This is a genomic window from Pedobacter sp., from assembly GCF_039594775.1.
GTDB lineage: Bacteria > Bacteroidota > Bacteroidia > Sphingobacteriales > Sphingobacteriaceae > Pedobacter.
In genome coordinates this window covers 31446-57449 of record NZ_JBCNMT010000010.1, presented here as the reverse complement: position 1 = coordinate 57449, position 26004 = coordinate 31446, and the positions used below count along the sequence as shown (strand labels likewise).

At 38.3% G+C, this 26004-nt stretch carries 20 protein-coding genes; 17 read left to right on the top strand and 3 right to left on the bottom strand.

Annotated features, from left to right (window positions below; all coding sequences use genetic code 11):
* Window positions 1-201: 201 nt before the first annotated feature.
* From ABDV71_RS18540 to ABDV71_RS18530, 3 genes are read right to left on the bottom strand one after another with little or no spacing between them, the layout of a single operon-like run.
* Window positions 202-747, bottom strand: a complete 546-nt coding sequence (locus ABDV71_RS18540; RefSeq protein WP_343535221.1) for a hypothetical protein — start codon at window positions 745-747, stop codon at window positions 202-204.
* Between the two features lie 30 nt (window positions 748-777).
* Entirely contained in the window at window positions 778-1377 is a 600-nt protein-coding gene (locus ABDV71_RS18535) for a hypothetical protein (RefSeq protein ID WP_343535220.1), read from the bottom strand.
* Window positions 1364-1861: an RNA polymerase sigma factor gene (locus ABDV71_RS18530; RefSeq protein ID WP_343535219.1), complete on the bottom strand. Its 498-nt coding sequence runs from the start codon at window positions 1859-1861 to the stop codon at window positions 1364-1366. The genes ABDV71_RS18535 and ABDV71_RS18530 overlap by 14 nt, the downstream gene beginning before the upstream one ends.
* A 270-nt stretch (window positions 1862-2131) precedes the next feature.
* Between ABDV71_RS18530 and ABDV71_RS18525 the strand changes: the two genes are divergently transcribed.
* From ABDV71_RS18525 to ABDV71_RS18445, 17 genes are all read left to right on the top strand, one after another.
* Entirely contained in the window at window positions 2132-3553 is a 1422-nt protein-coding gene (locus tag ABDV71_RS18525) for a cation:dicarboxylase symporter family transporter (RefSeq protein WP_343535218.1), read from the top strand.
* 2 nt (window positions 3554-3555) lie between these two features.
* On the top strand, window positions 3556-4059 hold the full coding sequence (locus ABDV71_RS18520; protein ID WP_343535217.1) for a hypothetical protein: 504 nt from the start codon (window positions 3556-3558) through the stop codon (window positions 4057-4059).
* Window positions 4059-4562: a hypothetical protein gene (locus tag ABDV71_RS18515; protein ID WP_343535216.1), complete on the top strand. Its 504-nt coding sequence runs from the start codon at window positions 4059-4061 to the stop codon at window positions 4560-4562. The genes ABDV71_RS18520 and ABDV71_RS18515 overlap by 1 nt, the downstream gene beginning before the upstream one ends.
* A 336-nt stretch (window positions 4563-4898) precedes the next feature.
* Window positions 4899-5777, top strand: a complete 879-nt coding sequence (locus ABDV71_RS18510; RefSeq protein WP_343535215.1) for a heparin lyase I family protein — start codon at window positions 4899-4901, stop codon at window positions 5775-5777.
* 21 nt (window positions 5778-5798) lie between these two features.
* Entirely contained in the window at window positions 5799-6629 is an 831-nt protein-coding gene (locus ABDV71_RS18505; RefSeq protein WP_343535214.1) for a hypothetical protein, read from the top strand.
* A 60-nt stretch (window positions 6630-6689) separates the two neighbouring features.
* A complete protein-coding gene (locus tag ABDV71_RS18500) occupies window positions 6690-8750 on the top strand; it encodes a T9SS type A sorting domain-containing protein (protein WP_343535213.1) in 2061 nt (686 codons plus the stop codon).
* 146 nt (window positions 8751-8896) lie between these two features.
* Window positions 8897-9640 carry a FadR/GntR family transcriptional regulator gene (locus ABDV71_RS18495; RefSeq protein WP_343535212.1) on the top strand — a complete coding sequence of 248 codons (744 nt, stop codon included), beginning with the start codon at window positions 8897-8899 and terminating at the stop codon, window positions 9638-9640.
* 53 nt (window positions 9641-9693) lie between these two features.
* Entirely contained in the window at window positions 9694-11826 is a 2133-nt protein-coding gene (locus ABDV71_RS18490) for a heparinase II/III family protein (RefSeq protein WP_343535211.1), read from the top strand.
* A gap of 75 nt (window positions 11827-11901) precedes the next feature.
* On the top strand, window positions 11902-12237 hold the full coding sequence (locus tag ABDV71_RS18485; RefSeq protein WP_343535210.1) for a cupin domain-containing protein: 336 nt from the start codon (window positions 11902-11904) through the stop codon (window positions 12235-12237).
* A gap of 111 nt (window positions 12238-12348) precedes the next feature.
* The gene (locus tag ABDV71_RS18480; RefSeq protein WP_343535209.1) at window positions 12349-13218 is read left to right on the top strand and encodes an alpha/beta hydrolase; all 870 of its coding nucleotides are present in this window, start codon (window positions 12349-12351) and stop codon (window positions 13216-13218) included.
* A 237-nt stretch (window positions 13219-13455) separates the two neighbouring features.
* Window positions 13456-14361 carry a chondroitinase-B domain-containing protein gene (locus tag ABDV71_RS18475; protein WP_343535208.1) on the top strand — a complete coding sequence of 302 codons (906 nt, stop codon included), beginning with the start codon at window positions 13456-13458 and terminating at the stop codon, window positions 14359-14361.
* 55 nt (window positions 14362-14416) lie between these two features.
* The gene (locus ABDV71_RS18470; protein ID WP_343535207.1) at window positions 14417-15694 is read left to right on the top strand and encodes an MFS transporter; all 1278 of its coding nucleotides are present in this window, start codon (window positions 14417-14419) and stop codon (window positions 15692-15694) included.
* Between the two features lie 19 nt (window positions 15695-15713).
* Complete coding sequence (locus tag ABDV71_RS18465; RefSeq protein ID WP_343535206.1) at window positions 15714-16466, top strand: SDR family oxidoreductase; 753 nt, start codon at window positions 15714-15716, stop codon at window positions 16464-16466.
* 363 nt (window positions 16467-16829) lie between these two features.
* Complete coding sequence (locus ABDV71_RS18460) at window positions 16830-20036, top strand: TonB-dependent receptor (protein WP_343535205.1); 3207 nt, start codon at window positions 16830-16832, stop codon at window positions 20034-20036.
* A gap of 12 nt (window positions 20037-20048) precedes the next feature.
* Entirely contained in the window at window positions 20049-21659 is a 1611-nt protein-coding gene (locus ABDV71_RS18455) for a RagB/SusD family nutrient uptake outer membrane protein (protein ID WP_343535204.1), read from the top strand.
* Window positions 21660-21888: 229 nt separating this feature from the next.
* Window positions 21889-23478, top strand: coding sequence for a hypothetical protein (locus tag ABDV71_RS18450; RefSeq protein WP_343535203.1), 1590 nt, complete (start codon window positions 21889-21891; stop codon window positions 23476-23478).
* Between the two features lie 191 nt (window positions 23479-23669).
* Window positions 23670-25994, top strand: a complete 2325-nt coding sequence (locus ABDV71_RS18445; protein WP_343535201.1) for a chondroitinase-B domain-containing protein — start codon at window positions 23670-23672, stop codon at window positions 25992-25994.
* Window positions 25995-26004 lie beyond the last annotated feature (10 nt).

Genomic DNA, 26004 nt, shown 5'->3' with positions numbered 1-26004 from the left:
CCTTTTTATTTTTAATGCGAGTTGCATTATTGTTTTTCAAATATTGCTATGATTGCTGCTAGTCTAAGCGCCACGTCATGCTGAATTTATTTCAGCATCCTTTTATTGTCAACGACCCTGAAATAAATTCAGGGTGACGACCGCCAAAGCTTAAAGTATTTTTGAAGCTTCAAAATAATCAAGATTGGGTTTGTAGAAGTACTATAACTTGCTCAATTCGCTTTCAAAAAAGCTATTCCAGCGCTGTTGCGCTTCTAAGTCGGAGCCGTGTTTGGTTTCTTCATCATAGCGATCCTGCATGTTATTGTAAAACTTGCTAAGCTCTTTGGCCGTTTTATCAACCAAACGCTTGTAATTTTGGATGGTATATTGCTGGTTACGTAAAATTTGCTCGCCATTTTTTAGCAGGAGAAAGTTAATGTACACATGTCCCTGTTCGTGGTTTAACAAAATCCTACTCGTATTTTTATTGCTTATGCGTTCTCTTTTAACCCAAGATTTATCGGCATCAACACCACCTAAAAAACTGAAATCAATAGTCAAGTTATTGCCCCTGGTTTTGGCCGTATAACCATATTGCCAAATGGTATTGGTTACCGCGGCGTATTGTGAGTTGGCATCAGGCTTACCCCTGAAATGAGTGTCCCAATCCAGCGTTTCTGGATAAATACGGTCATGAGGTGCTACAAAAGCGGTGGCCAGCAGAAAAAGCGCCAGCATGGTTATTTTATTCTTTAATGGCTTCATTAACCATACAAGAACGAAACTTGTGCCAATTTATTCTGTTTCTTTAAACTGATTGCTAATACGTTCAAATTTCTCAATTAAAAGCGCAATTCTTTCCTTGTCTTTTTTAATGACTGCCTTTCTAACCAAGGTAGAACAAAATATCATCCAACCAAAGCTCAAAAACAAGAATAATATTTGTAGCCACGGCTGGAAATTGGCTAATACCTCATAAAAATATAAGGCCATGCCCAAAGAAAGTGCAATCACATAGAACCAATATAACCGGTTATAAAGTTGATGCCTTTGCAATTGATATACTTTTAGTTTTTGAAGGAAAACATGGGGGTTTTGTGTGAAATCGTTACGGGCAATTACACGATGGTTGCTATATAAAATGATGGTATAGACCGCTATCGCTAAAACAATAATGCTAATGCCAAAATGCGTGGATATAGAGGTGAAGTCGTAAAAAATCCAAATGGCCGCGATGACAAAAATAGAAAGCGCCATACCAATAATGTTCAATAATGATTTGGTACGCATGTTACTTACATCTTTCTTAGCCTGTTTGAGCATATCGTCGGCCGAGATTTTCACATCAACGGTATGCTTAGCCCATAATGCCTCTATGTGATCAAATTCTTGCATGTTGATTGTATATTTCAGTAAGTTTCTGTTTAATGCGGTGGATTTTAACCCTTAAATTTCCCTCGCTAATGCCCGATATTTCTGCTATTTCGTTATAAGGAAGCTCATCTAATACCATTGTAATAATTAAACGGTCATTTTCTTCCAATTGAGAAATCGACTTATACAATAAAGCAACCTGCTCATTTTTTTCAGAGTATTCCTCTATCTTATTCTCAATAATATTATCGGTAAGCTCGTCTTTGGCTTGTCTTTTTTCAGAACGGAGGTAAGTTAAACAGGTATTCACCGCAATTCTATAAATCCAGGTAGATATTAATGACTTGTTCCTGAACTTATCCAAGTTCTGCCAAACCTTCAGAAACGTCTCTTGCAAAAGATCATTCGCCGAATCCTTGTCTCCAGTATAACCGTAGCACAAGTGAAATATCTTCTTTGAATTTTTATCGAAAATTTCCTTAAAAAGCTGATCTTTTCGGTCCATTTACTGTTTTTGTATGTCTATTAGAACAGTGCAACATTAAATTGTTACACCATAAACGCTGGCTAAATTAATAAATGTTTGCGTGCTTAATGCATTTATTTATTTTTGTCGGTCTAATCACATTCACGGTACAACTTTTATTGATCGTGAGGTATGTGAATACATAACCAAATAAACCAAATAGGCTTTGTGGCTTTTGAATAAAAGGACACTGAAAACAGATCGGGAAGTTGTCAAAACAATAACTTCTTCGATTTTAAAAGACAAAAAATGAAAAAAACTAAAATAGGTCTCATCACCTTAATTTGTATTACCATTGCTTTAATCATCACCTTACTAAAGGAGTTTGAGATCGTAAAAATAGCTGATCAAGTCATGATGTCGGTACGATGGGGCCTAGCGATAGTGTTGGTAGCCTACGCCTTGGTGAAAAAAAATCTGACCACATGGATATTAGTATGTATGCTTTTAGGAGTGTTTGTAGGTGTCGATTTTCCAAATTTTGCGGCAGCGTTACATCCACTCAGTAAAGGCTTCATCAAGTTGGTTAAAACCATTGTAGGACCAATTCTTTTTGGAACTTTGGTATATGGTATAGCAGGCCACTCGGATCTGAAGCAAGTGGGACGTATGGCCTGGAAGTCAATGTTATATTTCTTCTGTGCCACTTCTTGTGCTATTTTCATCGGTTTAGCAGTAATTAACATTACGCATGCTGGAGTTGGAGTAGATATTCAGAAAATGCCCCAGCAACAATTGCCGACAGCTAAAATAGTTGATACAGAATTAGAGGCACTACCAGGAAATGTACATGGCGTGTATAAATTCGCTCATTTCTTTTATGAGCTGTTTCCTGAAAACGTAGTGAAATCGATGTATGAAAACAAAGTATTACAGATTGTAGTATTCTCGGTGATTTTTGGTATTGGTTTGGCTATGGTAGAAGAGAAGAAACGAAAGCCTTTGGTAGATTTTGCCGAGAGCTTGTCTGAAGTAATGTTCAAATTTACCAATCTCATCATGTACTTTGCCCCGATTGGTGTAGGTGCAGCAATGGCTTATACCGTAGGCCATTTGGGAGTAGATATTTTGAAGAATTTGTTCATGCTTTTAGGTTCCTTATACATTGCATTAATTGCATTTGTATTGGTGGTATTTGTACCTATCATGCTTTTCTTAAAAATATCGATCAAAAAATTTATACAAGCCGTAAAAGAACCAGTTTCTATTGCTTTTGCGACCACCAGTTCAGATGCAGCTTTGCCAAAGGCAATGAGCAATATGGAAAAGTTTGGCGTGCCACGTAAAATTGTATCGTTCGTAATACCAACCGGATATAGTTTTAATTTAGATGGAACTTCTTTGTATCTCTCTTTAGCTTCTATCTTTGTGGCCCAAGCTGCGGGTATGCATTTGGGCATAGGACAACAATTGGCCATTGCATTTACTTTAATGATTACTTCAAAAGGTGTAGCAGCCGTACCAAGAGCGTCGTTAATTGTGCTTATTGCTACTGCTGAACAATTTGGCCTCCCAGTGTTTATCATCGCTGCCATTTTAGGGATAGATGAATTAATGGACATGGCGAGAACCTCGGTAAACGTAATTGGTAATTGCCTGGCAACTGTAGTAGTGGCCAAATGGGAGGGTGAGTTTGATGACGAGGCATCGAGGAATTTTGTTGCAGAATAATTATGAGTTCAAGAGCCAAAAAGATTTTTTTAATACTGAGTGTAGTGGTGCCATTTGTAATTTATAGTGTCATTTATTATGCTCCAATGATTAAAAATGCACCATTTCAAGAAAAATACTTTGTTTCATTAGAGTATAAATGGGGAATGGGCAAGCAATTGGAAAACAGTTATAATTCCGTTACCGGTGAATTTAAATATTTAAATAAGAACGATTCTTTGGTAAAAAGTAATTTTAAGCTTAACCAGAGAGATATTAAATATTTAGATAGTATTGCCGATGTTCAAGGGTTCTGGAATTTGCCAAGTGTAATAGCAAATAGCGAAGCAGATGTAAACAATCCTAAGCAATTGCGCTATTTCATTAAGTTCAACTACCAAAAAAAATCTAAGGAAGTAACTTACTTGCCAAGCTTTAGTGGCAGTGAACGTATGAAAAGTGCTATAGGAAAAATGCAAAAAGAAATAGAACTTACACTGATAGATAAGGAAACCGCTGCCAAATAATGAATGCTAAACAAAAATTTATCTTAAAAATAGCTTTAGTATTAATAATCGCGGTGGTAGGCGGTTATTACATCATGAAACTGAGAAGTGGAGGAAAAAGAGCTGTAGCATTTGTAAGCCTTAACTACAAATGGGGAGTGGGAGATACCCTACAAAATAGCTATGATTCAAAAACTGGTAATTATCAATTTTTAGATCAAAGCGATCGCCTAATCAAGGAGAATTTTAAATTGCGCACTAACAATGTAATTTATCTGCACAGCAAAATTGATGAGCAGGACCTACTTCACATTCCAGATACGGTAGCTAATGTAGGCGCCAATTTGAAAGATCCAAAAGTATTGCGCTACGAATTTCAATTTGTTTACGACGATACTACCAAAAATATTATCTATCTCACTAATTACGATAAAGATCCTGTAATAGGGACTAAGGCCAGTGCTTTACAAAAACTGGTGCAACAAACCATCAACGAAGCGGAAGGGCGTTTCGCTAGAAAGTAGCATTCATTTATTTTAGCACCTAGTAAAATATGTCAACCTCGTAGATTTTGAAACCTGCGAGGTTTTTTTGTGTCTGAGATTTTTGTTTAAATCAGCTTGCTTTAATTCTTACGCAGTGGTCAACTTCGTAAGTTTTTAAAACTGAAAGTTAAGAGATAAAAAACTCCCTATATTTTTTGTATTCAAAAACTTCTTCCGTAATGTTCTAAAGGGTTTTACTGCCGTCGAAAATGTTACTAAAGTCCATATGTTAAAATTTTCTAAAAAATTTGCTTCATAACTTTATTTATATAAATTTGGTCAACCAAATATTGGTCAACCAAATTTATCCTGTGTATGAATAAGCAAAAATTGCTTTTAGTATTATCCATTTGTTTCTTCTCCTGTGCCTGCAGTAAACAAAAAAGCTCTACAGTGGAAAAAAAGGAGATTGCTGGTAACGGTACTCAGACTGCTAATACAGAGGGAACTACGTTGACAGCTAATGCTGCTGTGGATACCTATCAATTGATCAATAATGTTTTTGGTGGTACAGGCGACGTGATCGAAGCACCTGATTGTAGCCATGTTGCCTTTGGCAAGCACATTACGCAAGTTTACGATCAAGATTTGAAACGTACGGTTTTTGCATTTAAAATTCATGTTACGCCTGATAACGATAAATGCGAAGATTCGGATAGGCAACGTAATGAAATCAAGACCTATGACAGGTCGCCTGAAAACTTGAAAGCAAGCAAAGATGAGAAAGTACTATACCGTTGGAAATTTAAACTGGATGCAGGCTTCAAACCTTCTAGCGATTTTACCCATATCCATCAGCTTAAACCTATTGATGGTGATAATACGCTCCCTATTATTACGCTAACGCCAAGATATAAAGCCGGAGGAGATATCCTACAGGTTATTCATACTGGTGATACCGATGCTACTTCTCAAAAGTATATCGCCACTGTTCCCTTGGCTGATTTTAGAGGACAATGGGTTGAAGTAACGGAAAGAGCTACGTTTTCTTTCGATGGTAAATATGAAATACAGATCAATAGAATTAGCGATGGAAAACTGTTATTGAAACAAGCCTTCACCAATATCGAAATGTGGCGGAAGAATACCACAAGCTGTCGCCCTAAGTGGGGTGTTTATAGAAGACTATTGCAACCAGATATGTTGCGTGACGAAACTATTTGGTTCAACGATTTTAATATTACTGAATACTAAACCCTTTAAAATAAAAAGATAATGAAGAAACTTTTGGTTTTGGCTACTGCGCTTTCTACAATGGCCCTCTCTGCATTAACGCATACTGCTTGGTCGCAAGCGCCAGTAATTAACTACGATTTTGGAGATAAAGAAGCCACTTTCAATCCTAACCCAGGAGCTTCTTCGACTTCCTTTTTGCCAAAAATTATTTTAAACAAAGCTATTAAGGTAAGAGTGCGTACCGCATCTGATGGTACGGGCGCTTTTAACTTGGTGAAAAGTGGTGCAGGTTTTATTAAAGGTGCAGGTTTAGAAGTAGTTGCAGGGACCTCTACCAGCAAGTTTTCTATCTATAACCTCAATTTGGAAGGCGTTGTTAAAACAAGTTTCAATTTAAAAATAGATGCTGCCAATGCGGGACAATGGGTGCTTGCCAATGGTGCGTCTGACAATTCTGATGATCTTTTTCAAGGTAATGGCGGAATTAAGGAAACTTCCACAGAAATTTTTGCAGGTCTGAGATGGAATTTGTCTGCCGCTAACGAAATCAATTTTTATATCCGTAACGGTGCCAAATGGGCTTCAGTAAAAGCGGCTTCTTTCTTAAAAAATACGGACTATTTAATTGAAGTATATAGTAATAATGGTGCTGAGGCCAAGAAATACACCAAAGAAGGTGAGCAAATACTAAATGCTGGAACTTATCACATTTGGGTGAACGGCAAACGTTTAGCTGGTGAATTTACTAGCGGAGGTCTGGAACCTAGTAAAAATTTAAATGGTTTTGTTTTCTATGGCGTAACACCAAAAGGAAATGATATCATGGCAAAAGCTTGGATAGATAACCTAGAAATCAACGGGAGCTTATAAATGAAATAACGGGAGGGTTTAACCAATTCTCCTTCACCTATAACCAAATATTAAACGCATATGAAAAGAATTTTACTTTTAATGATTTTAAGCTGCATGGCTATTACTGGTTTTACTCAGGTAGCCACTGACGGCGATTATCGTTCTGTGTCGGGAGGAGATTGGACTAACCCGACAACATGGCAAACTAGGGTAGGCGGGGCTTGGCAAGCAGCTACAACAGCGCCTACATCTACTAACAATGTTTATTTACAAACAGGACACGTTGTTAATATTGATGCTTCGGATGTTTATTGTAGAGACTTGCATTGGGGTTTTACGGGAACAGTCTACGGTTCGGTAAAATTAAATACAAGTAATTTGAATGTTAGCGGAAAAGTGAGGGTTTATAACGGTCATGCTACTCCGGTAGTTGGTTTAGGAGCTGATGGAGCTTTTTATTCAGGTCAAACTAGCGCTACCACAACAAATGCGAACCAATTTACTAATGCCAGTACACTTGGTTATTTAAAGTTTATTGGAGATACAAGGGATATCACCCTTGCAGGCGAATGGAATGGAAATGGCACAGTTTGCTATGGTATATTCGCACTAAACCCTGGACAAATAGGTACTTTAAATACCGGGATGAAATTTAGGGGGTTAACCCTTGCCAGTGGGAATATTGTTAGTAATAATGGTGCTTTGGTTATTGGGTCTACAAGTGGAACTGGTGTGTTCACGATTCAAAATGGTGCAAAACTTACTTCCTCAAGATCTACTCAGGTAATTACACAAGGTTCAGCTGCTGCATGCGAAACAGTTGAGATACAAGCTGGAGCTACTTTGGAATTGACCAATAACAATCCAGAAATAAATTGTGTTAATTTTATTAACAATGGTACAGTAGTTTATAGTGGTAGTGATCAGAATCTTGTTAAGCCCGCTGCATCGATAGCAGGAACAAATGCTTTAACCAACTACAATAACTTAATCGTTTCTACGACTACATCTTTATCATTGCCTACAGGTAAATATGTTACGCTTGCAGGTGCCCTAACGTTAACAAGTGGAAATTTAATAATCCCTTCTAGCACTACTTTTGAATTGAGCAATGGGAATGTGGCGGTTGTAGGCGGTAGTTCATCAAGATATATTCAAACAGCAATTAGTGGTAGTGCTTTGGGTATCTTAAAAGTGAATGGTTTGTCATCGTCAACTTTAATTCCAGTAGGTACTACAACTTATTACACGCCTGTAACCCTAAACCCAACTTCGACCTCAAGCTTTGATATCAATGTATTTCAAGGCGCAACGGCAGATGCTACACCTAATGGAACAGCACTTACGGCAGCCCAAAAACTGAGAATGGTAGATGCCGTTTGGAACATCAACCGTACTTCTGGAACTGGTAATGTTGACATGACTTTAGGCTGGGACAATGCGCTAGAAGGTACTAGTTTTGCTGGCTTCGGTAATGCGCAAATTGGTATCGCGGCCTATACTTCGGGTGCTTACGGAACTTTTACGGGTAATGGAAATGCAGCGGCCAATACTGCTACAATCACTACAAGTGCATTTTCTCCTTTTATAGTGGGAGAAGCGAATACCACCCTGCCATTGAGGTTGTTGAACTTTACGGCTAAAGAAAGTTTAAACAGTGTGAAACTAGCTTGGCAAACTACCGATGAGGTGAATTTGAAAGAGTATGTTTTACAACATAGAAGCACCAATGGTTTCGAAAAAATCTATACGGTAGCTGCTAACAGTAAATCTGGAATATTTAATTACGATTACACACATTTAAATCCAACCGATGGGATTAACTATTACCGTTTGGTAGGCGTTGATCACGACGGGACAGAGCATCCTAGTGAGGTAAAATCGGTAAGAATAACATTGGGCAATGCCGTGGCGGTTTATCCAAATCCAGTGACGCAAAACAATATCAGTGTTGCAGGTACGGTAAATGGAGATGTGATTAAAATCATCAATATTCAAGGTCAGGTAATGTTGACCAAACAAGTAAATGGGAACCAATTGCAAGAAATTAATGTACAGAATATCCAAGCAGGCACCTATATTTTATCCATAGAAAATGCCGGAAAAGTAACAAGTACCAAAAAAGTGATTAAGATATAGTTCCATTTGGGCTAATAATTGGAAAATTGATTTAGAGGTAATTCCAAGATAAAATGATTTAATTTGAAATAACTTTTTGAATACCCAATTGAATGTTTATTTTTGGTAAACCAATTAATTGGTCGACCAAATAGAAAAACTAAAGAATGAAATCATTGATAGAAAATATTACCGCTATACAGGTAGAGTCGCCAGTAGATAAAATCATTGGTCAGTTAAAGCAGTTGATCATCTCAGGCCAGTTGAAACCAGGAGATAGATTGCCAGCAGAACGAGTGCTTTCTGAACGTTTTGGCTTAGGAAGAAGCTACATCCGCGAAGCGATATTGAAATTAGAGTTTTATGGCCTTTTAAAAACCAATCCTCAAAGCGGTACCTACGTAGCAGGTTTGAGCATCAATGTGATTGATAATATCATTTCAGATATCATCAAATTTAACAAAGATGATTTCAATGCTTTAATCGAAGCACGTTATCATTTGGAGTTAAATGCGGTTAAATTAGCTGCCGAACGTAGAAGCGAGGAAGATTTGGAAAGCCTTAGATTGGCGATGGAAGGTTACGAAAGTAAAGTGAGTATTGGTGGCGATGCGGTAGAAGAGGACATGGTTTTCCATATCAAAATTGCTAAAGCAACGAAAAATTCTGTCATCGAATCCATGATTTTGATTTTAGTGCCCGACTTGATTAAAAATATTGTAGAAAATAAAATCTGTGGCGACAATAGGGCTAAAACAGCAATTGAAGAACACAGAATGATTTATGCCGCTATCGAATCGCAAGATATGACCAAAGCAGAAGAAGCAATGGCTGGTCATCTCGACGAGATATGGCAAATTAGTAAAGCAGGTTTTGCTGCACAAAATATCATCAACGAAACAGAGAGATAATTCGAGAAAATAGGTCCGTCCTAGCTTAATCAATTAAATATAAATTCAAGCGTATGAACTACTTAAAAAAAGTGGTATTAGTATCTTTTTGTGCCTTTTTTAGCCTATCGCTAATGGCACAAACACATCCAAGCATTATGCTAACCAAGGCAAATGTGGCGGCAGTGAAAAAAGGAGTAGGTACCTATCCACTTTTACGTCAATCATATCTAACGGTTAAAAATGCAGCTGATAAGGCATTAGCAGAGCCTATTGTGGTGCCTGTACCTAAGGATGGCGGTGGTGGTTACACGCATGAGCAACACAAAAAGAATTACAGTAACATGCTTAACTGCGGAGTGGCTTATCAAATCTCCGGGGAAAAGAAATATGCAGACTACGTGAAAAACGTAATGCTCAACTATGCTTCGCAATATGAAAAATGGCCCCTTCATCCAAAGAGAAAAAGTGAGGAAGATGGAGGACGTATTTTTTGGCAAAGCTTAAACGACTTTGTATGGCAGCTATATACCATACAAGCATATGATTTGGTTTATGACGGCATTCCTGCAACTGACAGGAAGACCATTGAAGAGAAATTGTTCGTACCTATCCTAAAGTTTTTTACTGAAGATAGGTACGATGTCTTCAACAAAATCCATAATCATGGCACTTGGAATTTGGCAGCGGTTGGCATTACTGGTTATGTACTTAATAAGCGTGAATACGTAGAAAAGGCAATTAAAGGCTCAAATAAAGACGGTAAAACAGGCTATTTGGCACAAATAGACCAATTGTTCTCACCTGATGGTTATTATATGGAGGGACCATATTACCAACGTTATGCACTATTGCCTTTCGTATTGTTTGCCAAAGCAATCAACAATTATGAACCCTCACGTAAGATCTTTGAATACAGAGATAAATTGCTTTCAAAAGCCATCCATACCTCATTACAAACTTCTTATACCGATAAAACCTTTTTTCCGTTAAACGATGCCATTAAGGATAAAACCTATGAGTCGGTAGAACTAGTGTATGGCGTAGATTTGGCTTATGCTGATATTAAGGCAGAAGTTGATTTGCTGGACATTGCCAAGCAGCAAAATCGTGTGATTGTTTCTGATGCTGGTTTAAAAGTAGCGGCAGATTTGGCTGCAGGAAAAGCAATTCCTTTTAAATACCAATCATTATGGATCAAAGATGGTGGCAAGGGCGACGAAGGTGGTTTGGGTATTTTGCGCAATGGACCAAATACCGACCAACAATGTGTAGTGCTAAAAGCGGCTTCACAAGGAATGGGCCACGGACACTTTGATCGACTAAACTTATTATTTTACGATAACACCGCTGAAATTTTCCCTGATTACGGTGCCGCTAGGTTTTTAAATATCGATACTAAAAACGGCGGCGGTTATTTGCCCGAAAATAATACTTGGGCAAAACAAACGGTAGCCCATAATGCATTGGTGGTAGATCAAACTTCACATTTCGATGCTAAATTAGGTCCAGCAGATAAAGCCAGCCCAACCTTGCTATACTTTTCTAACCAGCCCACCTTAAAAGTAGTGAGCGCTAAAGAAGCTAAAGCCTATGCTGGCGTAACCATGCTAAGAACGGCTGCTTTGGTAAAAGTGGAGGGATTGGACAAGCCTTTATTAATTGATGTGATGCAGGCACAATCAGCCAAAAATCACCAATATGACTTACCGTTTTGGTACAAAGGACAATTGGTGAATACTTCTTTTCCTGTTACCGCAAAAGCCAATCAGTTGACCGCACTTGGAGATAAAAATGGCTATCAGCACATTTGGCTAAATGCCAGCAATAAATTAGAGGGTAAATCTGGAATGGTAGGTCTATTGAACAAAAATCGTTTCTATACTACTCACTTTGTTTCCGATAATCCACTGGAAGTAAAGTTGCTTTCTATCGGCGCTAATGATCCAGAAATGAACTTGGTAGATGGTAAAGCGTTTATGTTATCGAGCAGTGGCCAAAACCAAACCTTTGTGAGCATTACCGAAACCCATGGTGGCACAGATCCAATCAATGAAACGGTTTCATCGGCTTTGCCATCAGTAAGTGAACTGAAGTTGGTTAAATCAGATGCGCAACAAACCATCATCAGCTTTAAATTGAACGATAAGACTTATACCTATCAGATCAACTATACAGAGAAACAGAATTATATAAATTTTAAATAGGGGATAGGGATTAGTGGCTAGGTATTGGTAATTCCTCTAAACAACAAAACATCCAAAAAACAAAAAAACTAGAAAATGCAAAGCGAATTATTTCAAATAGAAACAGAAACTAACTGGGAAGATTTAGGGAACGGCGTTCAACGTAAAATCTACGGTTATGACGACAAAATCATGTTGGTGAAAGCTAAATTCGAAGCAGGAGCCATTGGTCCCTTGCACGAGCATTATCACGTACAGGTGACCTACGTAGAAAGTGGCGTTTTTGAGATGACCATTGGCGATGAGAAAAAAATCATCAGAAAAGGCGATGGTTATTATGTACCACCTCACGCAGTACATGGTTGTGTATGTGTTGAACCAGGAATTTTAATTGATGTTTTCGCTCCTCATAGAGAAGATTTTATTAAGTAGGTTTTTTCTCCCTCTTTAATTCTCCCTTCAAAGGGAGATACATTGCGCCTAGGCATTTTGTTTATCCCCCTCTTTGAGGGGGCAGGGGGAGGAAATAAAATAAATAACAACATGAAAAAATTAATAATAAGCTGCCTACTAATAGTGTCGGCAAGTTTTACACAAGCACAAGAAACCGCAGAAGTTAAAAAAGTAACCTATCCAACAGGTTTTTCTGAGCAGTTAAATGTGGTTTATGCCAAAGTTGGCGATTGGGAAGGTAAAATGGATTTGTATTTGCCACCAGCAGACAAGGGACCAACACCTATTGTCATCAACATTCATGGTGGTGGCTTTAACAAAGGAAATAAAGAGTCGCAAACTGGCTTTAACAGCTTCTTTAAAAACGGTTATGCCGTGGCTAACATTGCCTATCGTTTGGTACAGGTAGCACCAGCTCCTGCTGCGGTAGAGGATACTCGTTGTGCTTTGATCTATTTGATCAAAAATGCCAAAGCATTGAATATCGATCCTAATCGAATTGTGATCATGGGCGGTTCAGCAGGTGGCCATTTAGCTTTAATGGGTGGTTTATTAGGTAATGATACCAAATTTGATGGTAACTGCCCAGGAGTAAAAGATGTGAAAGTGGCAGCTATTATCGATAAATATGGCATTACACATGTAGGTAACTGGCCTAGTAGCTCGGCAAAAAAGTGGTTAGGTGATAAAGCGAATGACCAAGCCTTCGTTCAATCAGTTTCTCCTTTATACCAGGTTAAGAAAAACAGTCCACCAGTATTTATTGTGCATGGCGATGCTGATCCAGTAGTGCCTTACCAACAATCGGTAGACTTGAAAAAGAGGTTAGATGAATTGGGTGTGAAAAACAAATTCATCACTGTTGAAGGTGGCGAACACGGAAAATTCCCAGCGGAAAAAAACTCAGAAGTAAATAAAGCAATTATCGATTTCTTAAAAGAGTTGGGCATCCATAAATAATCGGAAATATCCCATCATTTCGATTGGAGTAAAGCGAACTATGGAAATCTTTGGATTTGATGATCTCAACACCTAAAGATTTTTCCTATCGCCGAAATGATAGAATATAAACTGGCATCAATGCAAAAGATCTTCAATATATATTTGGTTATGGCCGCTATTGCTATCTCGACTTGTGTAAGTGGGGTGGGGTATGCAATACGGCCTTTTTTTCGAACAATATCTAAACCAATTATTGTGGAAAGCAGCAGCCAACTTAAACGAGCACTAGCTACTGCAAAACCTGGAGATTCCATCATTTTAAGAGATGGGATCTATGAAGGCAAGTTCGTGATTGAAGCCTCGGCCAGTGGTACACTAAAGCAGCCTATTGTGCTAACAGGAAGTAGAAATGCTATCCTTGACGCTGGGAATAATCAAACAGGTTACATCTTGCATCTCAAAGCTAGCTATTGGAAACTGAAAGGTTTTACCCTGCAAAATGGATTGAAAGGTATTGTGACCGATGGCGCAAGCCATAATATTATTGATGGTGTTTTGGTAACGCAATTGGGTGAAGAAGGAATTCATTTCCGTGCCTTTAGCAAACATAACATCGTTAAAAACTCAGAAGTTACCCATACAGGAAAGAAAAGTCCTGGTTATGGTGAAGCCATTTATATTGGTTCTGCCTATAGCAACTGGGCCAAGCATAGTGATGGAAAGCCAGATCAATGCGATTCGAACCAAGTGCTGAATAATAAACTAGGTCCTTATGTAGCTGCCGAGTGCATTGATATTAAAGAAGGCACAACAGGGGGAATTATCAGAGGAAACATTTTTGAAGCCCAAGGAATTACGGGGGCAAATAGTGCGGATAGTTGGATTGATGTAAAAGGCAACCATTATTTAATTGAGGGCAATACAGGATATAATACTCAGCCTTCGGTTTTACTGGATGGTTATCAGGTTAATTGTGCTTATGAAGGATGGGGTTCTTACAATAAGTTTAAAGGTAATATCAGCCATTTAAATACCGATGGTTATGGAATCAACGTCCGTTTAAAAAGTGCAAAAGGAGAAGCAGTAGGAAATGAAGTTTATGCAGACAACAAAGTGATTAATGCTAAAGGCATTACAAATATTCAACTGACTAACAAATAAAAGATAAGCCAGGGCCATTAATATTCAAGGCTATCAAAAACTAAAAAAGAAACAGATGAAAGTAAAAGGATTAAGATGGTGGATTATCTCGCTAATTGCTTTGGCAACGGTAATCAACTACATCGATAGAAGCGCGATTAATATTCTTTGGCCTTATATCTATAAAGAATTTGGCATTGCCGATGTAGATAACAAAAGCGCATTAGCATTAATCACTACTTTCTTTATGATTGCTTATGCTTTAGGTCAAACCTTTACAGGTAAAATGATGGATGCCATCGGTACCCGTATGGGCATGACATTGTCCATCTTGGGATGGAGCATTTCGATCGCGTTGCATGCCTTTGCCAAATCGTTGCTTTCCTTCAATATCTTTAGATTTATGCTGGGGTTTAGCGAAGCGGGTAACTGGCCGGGAGCTACCAAAAATAATGCGGAATGGTTCCCAGCTCGAGAAAGAGGCATTGCACAAGGGATTTTTGGCGCAGGAGCATCATTAGGTTCGGTAGTTGCTGCTCCAGTAATTGCCATTTTATATGTGATTTTTGGCTGGAAAATGACTTTCGTATTAATTGCGGTACTAGGGTTAATTTGGATCATCCCGTGGCTTTATGTAAACAAAGCAACGCCTGATAAGCACCCTTGGATTACCGAAGAAGAACGCAATTATATTTTGGCAAAGCCAGAGGTTAAGGATGCCGTAGAAATACAAGAAGCGCCAGTGCTCACTTGGAAAGAACTTCTAAAATTCAGAAATACTTGGGGAATCATCACAGGGAGGTTTTTTATCGATCCTGTTTGGTGGTTGTTCGTAACCTGGTTGCCAACTTTCCTTAAAGAACAATTTATGTTCGATATCAAGCAAATTGGAGCATTTACTTGGGTGCCCTATTTATTTGCAGCCATTGGAAGTTTGGTAGGCGGTTATCATGCGTCTGTTCAAATTAAAAAAGGTACTGAACCTCAAAAAGCTCGTAAAAATGCTATTGCAGTAGGTAGTGTCATTATGTTGGCTTCTTTGGTAATCATCGTTTATCAGTTAGGTAGCTTAAAAGATACCCCAACTTTAGCAATGATACTGATTGGTTTTACCTTGTTTGGCTTTCAATATCTCATCGGAAACATTCAAACACTACCTAGTGATTATTTTCATGGTAAAAACGTAGGCACGGTAGCGGGTATGGGCGGTACAGCAGCAGTAGCGGGTACTTTGCTGACCACTTGGGCAGTTCCGGTAATTACCCAAACCAGCTATGTGTCGTTCTTCGTGTTGGCGGCAGTATTAGTGCCGGTTTCATGGTTGTGTATTAAATATATTTCATCAAAAAAATAAAGAATTAAATAATAATAGTATGCGTTTAAAAAACAAAGTTGCGATAGTTTCTGGGGGCTCTAGGGACATAGGTAGAGCAGTTTCCTTGCAGTTGGCAAAGGAAGGAGCCAAAGTGGTGGTAAATTACTTTGACAATAAAGATTTGGCTGAAGAAACCTTGAAAATGATACAAGATTTAGGCGGTGAAGCCATTATTGTACAAGCGGATATGACCAAAGCTGCTGAGGTTGACACTTTGGTAGCTAAAGCTAAAGAAGCTTTTGGTGAAGAAATCAATGTTCTGGTAAATGTAGTTGGGGGCTTGGTTGCTCGTAAAACAACTGCAGAAATGGACGAAAATTTCTGGGATTTTGTAATGAACGTGAACTTGAAATCTGTTTTCTTGGCAGTTAAAGCGGTTTCACCTTACATGCCAGCAGGTTCTTCAATTGTAAACTTCTCGTCGTTAGCAGCTAGAGATGGTGGTGGTCCGGGTGCAAGTGCTTATGCAACTTCAAAAGGTGCCGTAATGACTTATACTAGAGCTTTGGCAAAAGAATTTGGTCCTAAAAATATCCGTGTAAATGCTTTGGCACCAGGAATGATTGCGACTACTTTTCACGATACCTTTAGCAAACCCGAAGTAAGAACCAATGTAGCCAATGCCACCGCTTTAAAAAGAGAAGGTAATGCTCAGGAAGTAGCAGATTTAGTAGCTTATTTGGCTTCAGATGAGTCGAGCTTCCTTACAGGAAACAACATTGATATCAACGGTGGTTTAGCATTTTCTTAATTGAAGAGATACTTCCGTTCATATTTAAGGTACTGAACTTATATACTCCAAAAAGGGGTGGATTTTTGGGTTTGCAAAAGACCATCCCTTTTTAAAATGAACCAAATAACAAACCAACAAAAACCAAACAAACTATTTATTGCCTGCAGGAACCAACAAAAAGTAGGAATAAGTATAGATTTATCAATCAAAATTCCCTTCGCTCTGAGGAAAAAGCTAATCAGCTGAAAAAGTTTTCCTCGTATTTTTTTTGAATATAAATAATAATGATATATTTGGTAAACCAATTTTTGGTAAACCAATTTAAATTGGCAATTTTCACAGAATCGCCACAAACTAACCATATATAAAACCTGATTTGCTATGACATTAAAAAATCGCGTTGGCGGCGTCATTTTTTTACTGTTGTGTTTGCTGTCCTTGGGGCTAAGTGCACAAACGGTGAAAATCAAAGGCGTTGTTAAATCTGAAGACGGACAAGGCATTCCTGGCGTGTCGGTAACCATTAAGGATACTAATAAAGGCGTTTCTACCAATGAAAAAGGAGAATATGAGATCTCCGTTCAAAAAGGTAAAATCCTCGAATTCAAATCGCTTGGCTACAAAATACATTTACAGGCTGTAGCGAACAGCACTACCATTAATGTTACTTTAGCAGAAGATGTAAATTCCATGAGTGAAGTATTGGTAGTAGGATACGGTACTCAAAAAAAATCGACCATTAGTTCGGCAGTAAGTAAGCTCGAAAATAAAAATTTGGATGAAATTCCTACCTCGAGGTTAGATAATGCTTTGATTGGTAAAATTGCGGGTTTAACCGTACAAAATAACAGCTCAGAAGTGGGCTCAGACCCAACGTTAAGAATTAGGGGAGCCAGTTCCATTAACGCCAACGCCGATCCCTTAGTAGTAGTAGATGGGCACCCCATTGCAGATGGTTTGGCCTTCATCAATCCTTATGACGTAGAGTCAATTGAGGTTTTGAAAGATGCGGCTTCATCCGCTATTTATGGTTCAAGAGGTGCTAACGGAGTTATTTTAGTAACCACCAAAAAAGGGATAGCTGATAAGCCTAAGTTCTCCGTAAAATCATACTATGGCTTAAAAGAGGCTTATAAGGTATATCCAATTTTATCAACTACTGATTATACAAAACTGTTGTTTGCAGAAGCTGCGTTAAGGCAAAATGACCCTAGTGTGCCCGCTAATGCTAAAAACATCATCAACAATAACGAGCGTGCTGCTTATATCATTGAGAATCAAATTAGTGGTTCACCTACCGATTGGCAGGATGAAGCTTTGCGAAACGCAGGTATCTACAATTTACAGCTCAATGTAGCTGGTGGTAAAAAAGACTTAAGATACTACGTATCTGGTAACTTGCAACAAGACCAGGGCATCATGAAAGATAGTGAGAATAACCGCGGAAATATTCGTGTGAAATTAGATGTTAATCTTTCGCCAAAACTGGCATTAAATGTAAATATTAACCCAACATATACCAAAATTCAACGTCCTGCAGAAAATTTTACCAATTATTACCGTTTCCCATCTTTTTTGCCTGTTTACCACTCGGCATTTACGGCGGCATTTGTTAATCAAAACTCACAATGGGCTAATTTAAGGGCAGGTGACTGGGCGCAAGCTCGTCATTTTACGAACCTTACTTATGCAGGTACTATGCCTGATGGTTCTTTTTGGCAAAGTACTGGAACAGTTTCTCCTTTCTCGTCAACCAATAATACCCCATTGTCGCATGCAGAAAGAGAAGATAGATTTTCAGAAAGTTATCGTTTCCAAGGAGGAACAGATTTAACCTATAATCCAAGCAAAAGTCTTTCATTTAAAACCTCTTTAGGTGCTTATTATCTATCGAGAGAAGATAAAACGCTGATCAGAAGTGAAGCCCGTAAAGATGGTGATGTAAATATGGCGACCATAACCAACGGCACTACGGTAGATATTTTGTGGGAAAATACCATGAACTATACCAAAAGCTTTGGCAACCATAACTTTAAAGGATTATTAGGTTTTACTGTGCAAAGTAATAAGGTGAAAGGCACAGAGCAAACGGGTTACAATTTCCCGTCTGATGATTTTACCACGCTTAACCAAGCGGCTTATTTTGATCAGGCACCTAATATCCCAGTTAACGTAAAAACAGGCTTAATTTCTTATTTGGGTCGTGTAAACTACGATTACCAAGGAAAATACATTGCTACCGCAAGTTTACGTACCGATGAAAGTTCGATTTTTGGCCCAGGTAATAGAAGAGGTTGGTTTCCTGCATTTTCAGCAGGTTGGAACATTGCCAGCGAATCTTTCATGAAAGGCAGCAAAAAATGGTTGGAAAATTTAAAATTGAGAGCTAGTTATGGTGAAACAGGTAATAACCGAATTACACCTTTCTCTTATTTGGATTTGTTGTTCAGATCCAACTATGTATTTGGAGAAGGTACTGGTCAATTAGCAGCGGGTCAATCGCCTAATAACGTAGTAACCTATGGTAGAGATATCACTTGGGAAACTACAAAATCAACAAATATTGGTTTAGATGTTGGTTTGTTTAGGAACAAATTGCAATTAAGCTTAGAGTTCTATCGCTCTATTACCAACAACTTATTATTACAACAATCACAGCAGGCCATTACAGGTTCGGCCTCTTTTTGGACCAACAATGGAAAAATCAGAAATCAGGGCATTGAAGTGGAGTTAACTTCTAACAATATCGGAACCAAAAACTTCAATTGGACTACTTCCGTTAACATTTCAGCCAACAGAAACAAACTATTAAAACTAGGTGGCGACGAGCCTTATTTATTCAACTATGGTGAGCGTAGCGAAATTTATGCTTCTATCGTAGGTCAACCTTATGTACAGTTCTACGGTTACAAAACGGATGGTGTTTGGAAGTCGCAAGACGAAGCTAATGCTGCTGTAGCTGCTGGACAAACTTCTGTTTTACAAAGTTATTTTGCTGCTGGGGGTGTGAAGTTGAAAGACATTAACGGCGATAATAAAATTGATTTAAACGATAGGGTAATCATGGGTTCGCCATTTCCTGACTTTACTTGGGGGATCACCAATACTTTCAGATATAAAAAATTCGATTTAAATATCCTGATGCAAGGTTCACAAGGTGGTCAATTGATTAATGGTGACTTGTATTATAACGAATCAAAGAGACAGAACGAAAACTACATTAAAAATAGATGGGTAAGTCCAGCCAATCCAGGTGATGGGAAAACGCCTTATTTCACCAATGGTATTGCAGCAGATTTACTGTTAACAGATTACGGTGTAGAAAGTGCTTCTTACGCTTATTTAAGAAACGTTATTGTAGGTTATACCTTGCCGGCAGCTACGGCTAAAAAGTTAAAGGTAAGTAGCTTAAGGTTGTATGCATCGGTAGATAATGTGTTTTTCATTACGGGAAGTTCATACAGGGGAATTAACCCAGAAGCTAGGGTAACATCAGCTTCTTATGCTTCTCCAGTAATTGTGGGTTATCAAAGGGGAGGTTTCCCGGTGAACCGTACCTATACATTTGGCCTTGATTTTAACTTCTAATACCTACACGTCATGAAACAAATCAGAAAAATATCAGCTCGCTTCATCATTGTGGTATCATTGGTATCGGCCGTTACCTCATGTAAAAAGGTGGTCGATGTAGACCCTATCTCCAATGAAGCAGTTAACAACTATTATAAAAACTATAAAGAAGTTAGTGTTGCCCTATCGGGATGTTATAATGGCATGCAAGAGCCTTTGATTAACGAGTGGCAGTTTACGGAGTTGAGGAGTGATAATGCCCGTCAACGTTCGGTAAACAGTACCACCAATGTTAATATGGAGCTTAATGTGTTAAACCTGTACACTGCAGGACCATCACATCAGCAGGTTTATAACTACTGGTTGGCCATGTACAAGAACATCCGTAATGTTAATTACGTATTAAGAAGTTTAGGCGTAACCTATCAAAACGGTCAGTTGGTGTTTGGTACGCCTACTGCTACCATTACTGAAGCCCAACGCGATGAATTAGCTGGTCAAGCCCTATTCATTAGAGCTTATCACTATTTCAACTTAGTGCGTTTATACGGGGGAGTGTTTATTGTAACCGAGCCATTGGAAGCTGCACAAGCTAGAAAAGTTAATCGTTCATCGGTAAATGATTGCTATAATCTAATAGTTAAAGATTTAGAAGCCGCAGTCGCAAAATCTAGTGCAAAACCTTATAATCAAATCACTTCTACAGATTTGGGAAGAGCAAACGCATGGTCGGCGAAGGCGCTTTTGGCTAAAGTTTACCTAACCCTGCCAGTGCCTCGTGCAGCAGATGCCTTAACTTTATTGAACGATGTCATCGCTAATAGTGGATATGGCTTAGAAAATAGCTTTGCTCGCGTATTTGCCATCAACAATGAGATGAACAAGGAAATTTTATTTGCGGTGAGATACAAAGCAGGCTTGGTTGGTTTGGGTAATCCAATGGCCAATATGTTTGCGCCAGCAAGTAGTGGCGATGCCGTAATTAATGGTGATGGAGGCGGTTTTAATTATCCAACAACCAGTATCAGTACCGCATTTACCACTAGTGCCACCAGTTTTTCCGATGCTCGTAAAGATGTGACCATTGCAAGTTATGCCAACAGTACTACGCCACTTTACGTAAACAAATTCTTTTCGAAAGTAATAGTGGCCGGCGATGCTGAAAATGATTTCACCGTGCTTCGCTTTTCAGATGTATTATTAATGAAAGCCGAAGCTCAAGGTTATGACGGTGCTTCGGGAAGTTCAGTCGGATTAATTAACCAAGTGAGAGAAAGAGCAGGTGCGGGTAACTATACCACTGGAAATTTCACCTCAGCATTTTATAAATATCCAGCTTCGGGTACAAGTTCAATTGCCAGCAGTGCTGATTTTCAAGCGGCCTTATTGAAAGAAAGGCGTTTAGAATTTGCCTTTGAAAACCAACGTTTGTTTGATTTGATGCGTTTTGGACAAGCAGTAATTAACATGCAGAACCACTACGCCGCAGAGTACAGTACCTACTACAGCAGGTTTAGCCCTACTATTCCTTTGGCCACATTACAAGCAAATATTAATAACGATAAGTTGTTGTTACCTATTCCACAAAGGGAAATAGATACCAATACCGATATAAAAATTCCACAAAACCCGGGTTACTGATAAATAAAGGTTTAAAGAATTAAACATTAAGGAATTAAGATAATTAAGACCGAATGATACAAAACTTAATGCCCCTTAACTCCTTAATGTTTCAAAATACTAAAATGTTCTAAGGTGTCTTAGGTGGTTAAATAAAAGAGAATAAAGAACAAAGATTAAGCCGCCAAAAATGACTAAAATGAACTCAGGTGTCTAAGGTGGTTTTTTTAAAAAAAATAAAATTAAACAAATGAAGAAAATCCTAATCCCATTATTGTATTGCTGTTTGGCACTAGCAATAATAGCTGGCTGTAAAAAAGATGATTTTTCTGACGTTGGCGATGGCACGATAACTGCCAAAGAATATATCTTTAATCGAGCAACCAAAACATTCGATTTAGGTAACGAGTTAAAGAGCAGTATTTCAGCAGCCGAAGGAGTAAAATTTGTATATTGCTATTTGGTGCGTACTACAGGAACCGATTCGCTTATCCATGTAACAGACAATAAAGGAGCCATTACTCCAACTTATGAGCTTTCTATCCCTATCACCGCTTTCCCTGTAAATAACATGAGTAAAGTAAAAGGGGTGAAAATCATGGTAAAACAAGGAAACAACAGTTCTTTGGAAGGTTTTGTTAACATTAAATACTTTGACCCGGCTTTACCTCAATTCAGTGCTTTTCCGCCTACTATCAATGCAGACCTCAGTGGCGGTGCAACTACAATTGCTGGCAATATACAATCGGAATATGGAATTAAGCAGGTAGATGTTTATGATGATTATCAATTAGAAAATACCTATGTTTTGGTGAACAGCATCACTAATACCAATAATGCTAAACAATATGCTTTAAATTATGCTTATACCTATCGTAAAGCAGCGCAGCATATTAAAATCATCGCTACCGATATTTATAATCAAACCAACGAGTTAATTATTAATATGCCAGTGGATGTATCTATATTCAAGCCTCAATTTAAAAGTTTTGCAGCAAGCATCACCCCAATAGTCGGTGGAGTAACTCCTGTAAGTGGACAAATTACTTCTATCACTGGATTGAAAAAAGTAGAGCTTTACGATGATCGAAATGGAAGCTATGCATTGCTTTCTACCAAAACTTTAGCAGGACAAACCAGCTACAATTATACCGAGAACTATCAATTCAAAAAACGTGCTGAACATTTGAAAATCATTGCCATAGATAATGATGATTTGCAAACTGAATTGATTATTCCGTTAAACTATACCTATCAAAGTGTGCTTTACAGAGATGTGGAGATGAATGCGCAATCAATTGGTACAAAAACAGGGTTCTTGAAAAACGGTAGTACCATTGGAAACTGTGAGCTAAATGCTAACGAAGCCAATATGTATCTGATATTTGGTGCACAAAGCTCTGGTCCGACATTATTTAATCCGGCAACGGCAGCCACAGGTTCAATAGCAACAAACTTAAAATGTAACAACGTAGGTTGGAGCCCAGCAAACACTTCAGTGATTAACGATACCAAGTTTAGAGTACTTATTGATGGTGCAAGTACAGGTCAATCGGCCATTTACGACTTATTGGAAAATGGAGAAATAGACGATTTGAGTAATACTTTCTTTAGTGCAAACAGTATTTCTAATCCTTCATCTAATAATCCACGATTTGATGCTGTGGCAGCACCAACTACCTCTGTTTTCAATGCTACTACAGCCAGGGTGATTTTCATTAAGATTACAGATCCTAGCACTTCGGTAGTGAAAAATGGAATTATCCATGTGAAAGAAGCCGCCTTTGCCAACCCAATAGGCAACTCCACCATAAAATTCGATATCTATATTCAGAAATAAAATCTTTTTTGGTTTATATGTAAAATGATTGCTGTTTCAGTCGGAACCTCCGATTGGAACGGCAACATTTTAATCAAAAATACCGGGTGAATAAAATAATCAATGGTCAAATCCCAAAAAACAATCTTTGAATCTGCGATTGAATTAGCGAAATCCGCTGGAAAATAACCTAACCAACTAAACCTTCCTTCATGACAAAGTTCCGTATCTCTTTTTTAGCTCTTTTTCTAATCACTTCGTTTACGAAAGCAGCCGATGTTTTGGTAAGTACTCCGCAAGAATTAAAATCAGCGGTAGCCAAAGCAAAACCTGGTGATGTAATTCTGCTTAAAAATAAAGTTTGGACCGATGTGCAATTGGTGGTTTCAGGTAAGGGAACTAAAGAAAAGCCAATTTGGGTAAAGCCAGAAAATGGTGATAAAGTACAGATTTCAGGAAAGTCTAACCTTAAAATTGGTGGCGAATATACTATCATCAAAGGTTTTCATTTCAAAGGTGGCTATAGTCCTAAAGAGCATGTGGTTACGTTTAGGGTAGATAATGATAATTTGGCTAACAACTGTCGAATCACCCAATTTGCAATCGAAGACTTTAGTCAACCAGAACGTTTCAAAGGTGACTCTTGGGTGACCTTATGGGGTAAAAACAACCGCGTTGACCATTGTACTTTTACTAATAAGCTTAACGCTGGGCCGGTAATCATTGCAGAACTTAACGATGAGCGTAGCCAACAAAATTATCACAGCATCGATTCCAACTATTTCAATGGCCGTCAACGTTTTGGTTCTAATGGCGGCGAAACCATCCGTATAGGTGTTTCAAGATATTCACTTACTGCATCCAAAACCCAAATAGTACATAATCTTTTCGAAAAATGTAATGGAGAGGTAGAAATCGTTTCTATCAAATCAGGAGAAAACAATATCAGCTTTAATACATTCGTAGAATGTGAAGGAAGTTTGGTATTAAGGCACGGTTCTAAAAATATAGTACAAGGCAATCTTTTCTTAGGAAATAACAAACCTTTCACTGGTGGAGTAAGGGTCATTAATCCGGGACATCAAGTTTTTGATAATGTATTTAAAGATTTAAGAGGCACTGCATTCCGTTCGCCATTGGCAGTGATGAACGGTGTGCCAAATTCGCTCATCAATCGCTACTATCAGGTAGTGGATGCCAAAATTGAACGAAACACTTTCATCAATTGCGAACCATCATTGTTTGGTACAGGTAAAGATTCCGAGCGTACTTTATCTCCCCAAAACGTAATTTTTTCTAAAAATTTATTGGTTCAGCCAGTTAAAGCACTTTATGTCGACGAAAATAAGGATGGTGGTATTACCATTAAAGACAACGCTCTACAAGGTGATTTGCCATCGCAAAGCGGTTTTGTAAATAAGAAAACCACCAATGTAACCATTAACGGTATCTCGTTCCCTTACTTAGCCGATTATGGTGCACCACTAAAGAAAATGAAGTTTATACAAAAGAAAGATGTAGGCGCATCTTGGTATCAACAAGAAGTAAAGACAATCAATACACAACCTAAAATTGTAAAAATGGGCGCCAAAGAAATCAATAGCATCCAGCAAGTAATTGCCAAATTAAACGATGGCGATATCATAGAACTAACCGATACAGGTTTTTATAGTATTGACGATGAAATTATTGTAGACAAGTCAATCACTATCAGAGCAGCAAAAGAACTAAAAAGCAAACCTGTTTTGGTGAACGGAAGCAGTAAAACCCTACCAGCTTTCATCACTATTGATCACGGAGCGATGGTAAAAGTAAGCGGTCTTGCCTTTAAAGGCGCTTATGGTAGTGGGGGCGACGTACGTTGTGGGATTCGTTCTACCGAACTGCCAATGAACAAACCATACAAAGCTTTTATCGACAGATGTGAGTTTTACGATTATAACGAAGGCTCTTTTGCAGGATTTAAAGGAAGTAAATCAACCTTGGCAGATAGTTTGGTCATTACCAATTCATTGTTCAGGAATATTTCGGGAACGGGAATTAATTTGGCGGAAGAAAGAGACGATAAAGGTATTTATGGAGCGGAATATACGATAGTGAAGAACTGTGTATTTACCAATATTTTAGGAAGTGCCATCAATGTGTATCGTGGCGGAAACGATGAGAGTACCTTGGGGCCATTTGTAACTATTGAGAACTGTACCATTAACGAGGTGGATAACAGAGAACAAGGCTCTGCACTTCGCTTGCTAGGTGCCCAGTACGCAAGGTTGTTGAATTGTAATTTCGTGAATAGCGGTCAAGGAGGTAGGTCTGTAGAGTTTAGAGAGTTTCGCTGGGATGATATCTTGGTAGAAAATTGCAATTTCTATCAATCAGGAAAAGTGGATACGTATTATAACAAGGCCCTTGGAAAGCATATTTTCGACATCAAGCCTGAGTTTATCAATATCAAAGATTTCAATTTTAATTTGAAGGACGGGTCCGAGCTTTCTTCAAAATCGAAAGCCGCCGGAGGTGTGGGTGCAAGTTTATAGGTTAACCTTA

Coding starts and splice junctions, on each gene's coding strand:
- ABDV71_RS18540 (WP_343535221.1), bottom strand. CDS start 747: ATGAAGCCATTAAAGAATAAAATAACCATGCTGGCGCTTTTTCTGCTG.
- ABDV71_RS18535 (WP_343535220.1), bottom strand. CDS start 1,377: ATGCAAGAATTTGATCACATAGAGGCATTATGGGCTAAGCATACCGTT.
- ABDV71_RS18530 (WP_343535219.1), bottom strand. CDS start 1,861: ATGGACCGAAAAGATCAGCTTTTTAAGGAAATTTTCGATAAAAATTCA.
- ABDV71_RS18525 (WP_343535218.1), top strand. CDS start 2,132: ATGAAAAAAACTAAAATAGGTCTCATCACCTTAATTTGTATTACCATT.
- ABDV71_RS18520 (WP_343535217.1), top strand. CDS start 3,556: ATGAGTTCAAGAGCCAAAAAGATTTTTTTAATACTGAGTGTAGTGGTG.
- ABDV71_RS18515 (WP_343535216.1), top strand. CDS start 4,059: ATGAATGCTAAACAAAAATTTATCTTAAAAATAGCTTTAGTATTAATA.
- ABDV71_RS18510 (WP_343535215.1), top strand. CDS start 4,899: ATGAATAAGCAAAAATTGCTTTTAGTATTATCCATTTGTTTCTTCTCC.
- ABDV71_RS18505 (WP_343535214.1), top strand. CDS start 5,799: ATGAAGAAACTTTTGGTTTTGGCTACTGCGCTTTCTACAATGGCCCTC.
- ABDV71_RS18500 (WP_343535213.1), top strand. CDS start 6,690: ATGAAAAGAATTTTACTTTTAATGATTTTAAGCTGCATGGCTATTACT.
- ABDV71_RS18495 (WP_343535212.1), top strand. CDS start 8,897: ATGAAATCATTGATAGAAAATATTACCGCTATACAGGTAGAGTCGCCA.
- ABDV71_RS18490 (WP_343535211.1), top strand. CDS start 9,694: ATGAACTACTTAAAAAAAGTGGTATTAGTATCTTTTTGTGCCTTTTTT.
- ABDV71_RS18485 (WP_343535210.1), top strand. CDS start 11,902: ATGCAAAGCGAATTATTTCAAATAGAAACAGAAACTAACTGGGAAGAT.
- ABDV71_RS18480 (WP_343535209.1), top strand. CDS start 12,349: ATGAAAAAATTAATAATAAGCTGCCTACTAATAGTGTCGGCAAGTTTT.
- ABDV71_RS18470 (WP_343535207.1), top strand. CDS start 14,417: ATGAAAGTAAAAGGATTAAGATGGTGGATTATCTCGCTAATTGCTTTG.
- ABDV71_RS18465 (WP_343535206.1), top strand. CDS start 15,714: ATGCGTTTAAAAAACAAAGTTGCGATAGTTTCTGGGGGCTCTAGGGAC.
- ABDV71_RS18460 (WP_343535205.1), top strand. CDS start 16,830: ATGACATTAAAAAATCGCGTTGGCGGCGTCATTTTTTTACTGTTGTGT.
- ABDV71_RS18455 (WP_343535204.1), top strand. CDS start 20,049: ATGAAACAAATCAGAAAAATATCAGCTCGCTTCATCATTGTGGTATCA.
- ABDV71_RS18450 (WP_343535203.1), top strand. CDS start 21,889: ATGAAGAAAATCCTAATCCCATTATTGTATTGCTGTTTGGCACTAGCA.
- ABDV71_RS18445 (WP_343535201.1), top strand. CDS start 23,670: ATGACAAAGTTCCGTATCTCTTTTTTAGCTCTTTTTCTAATCACTTCG.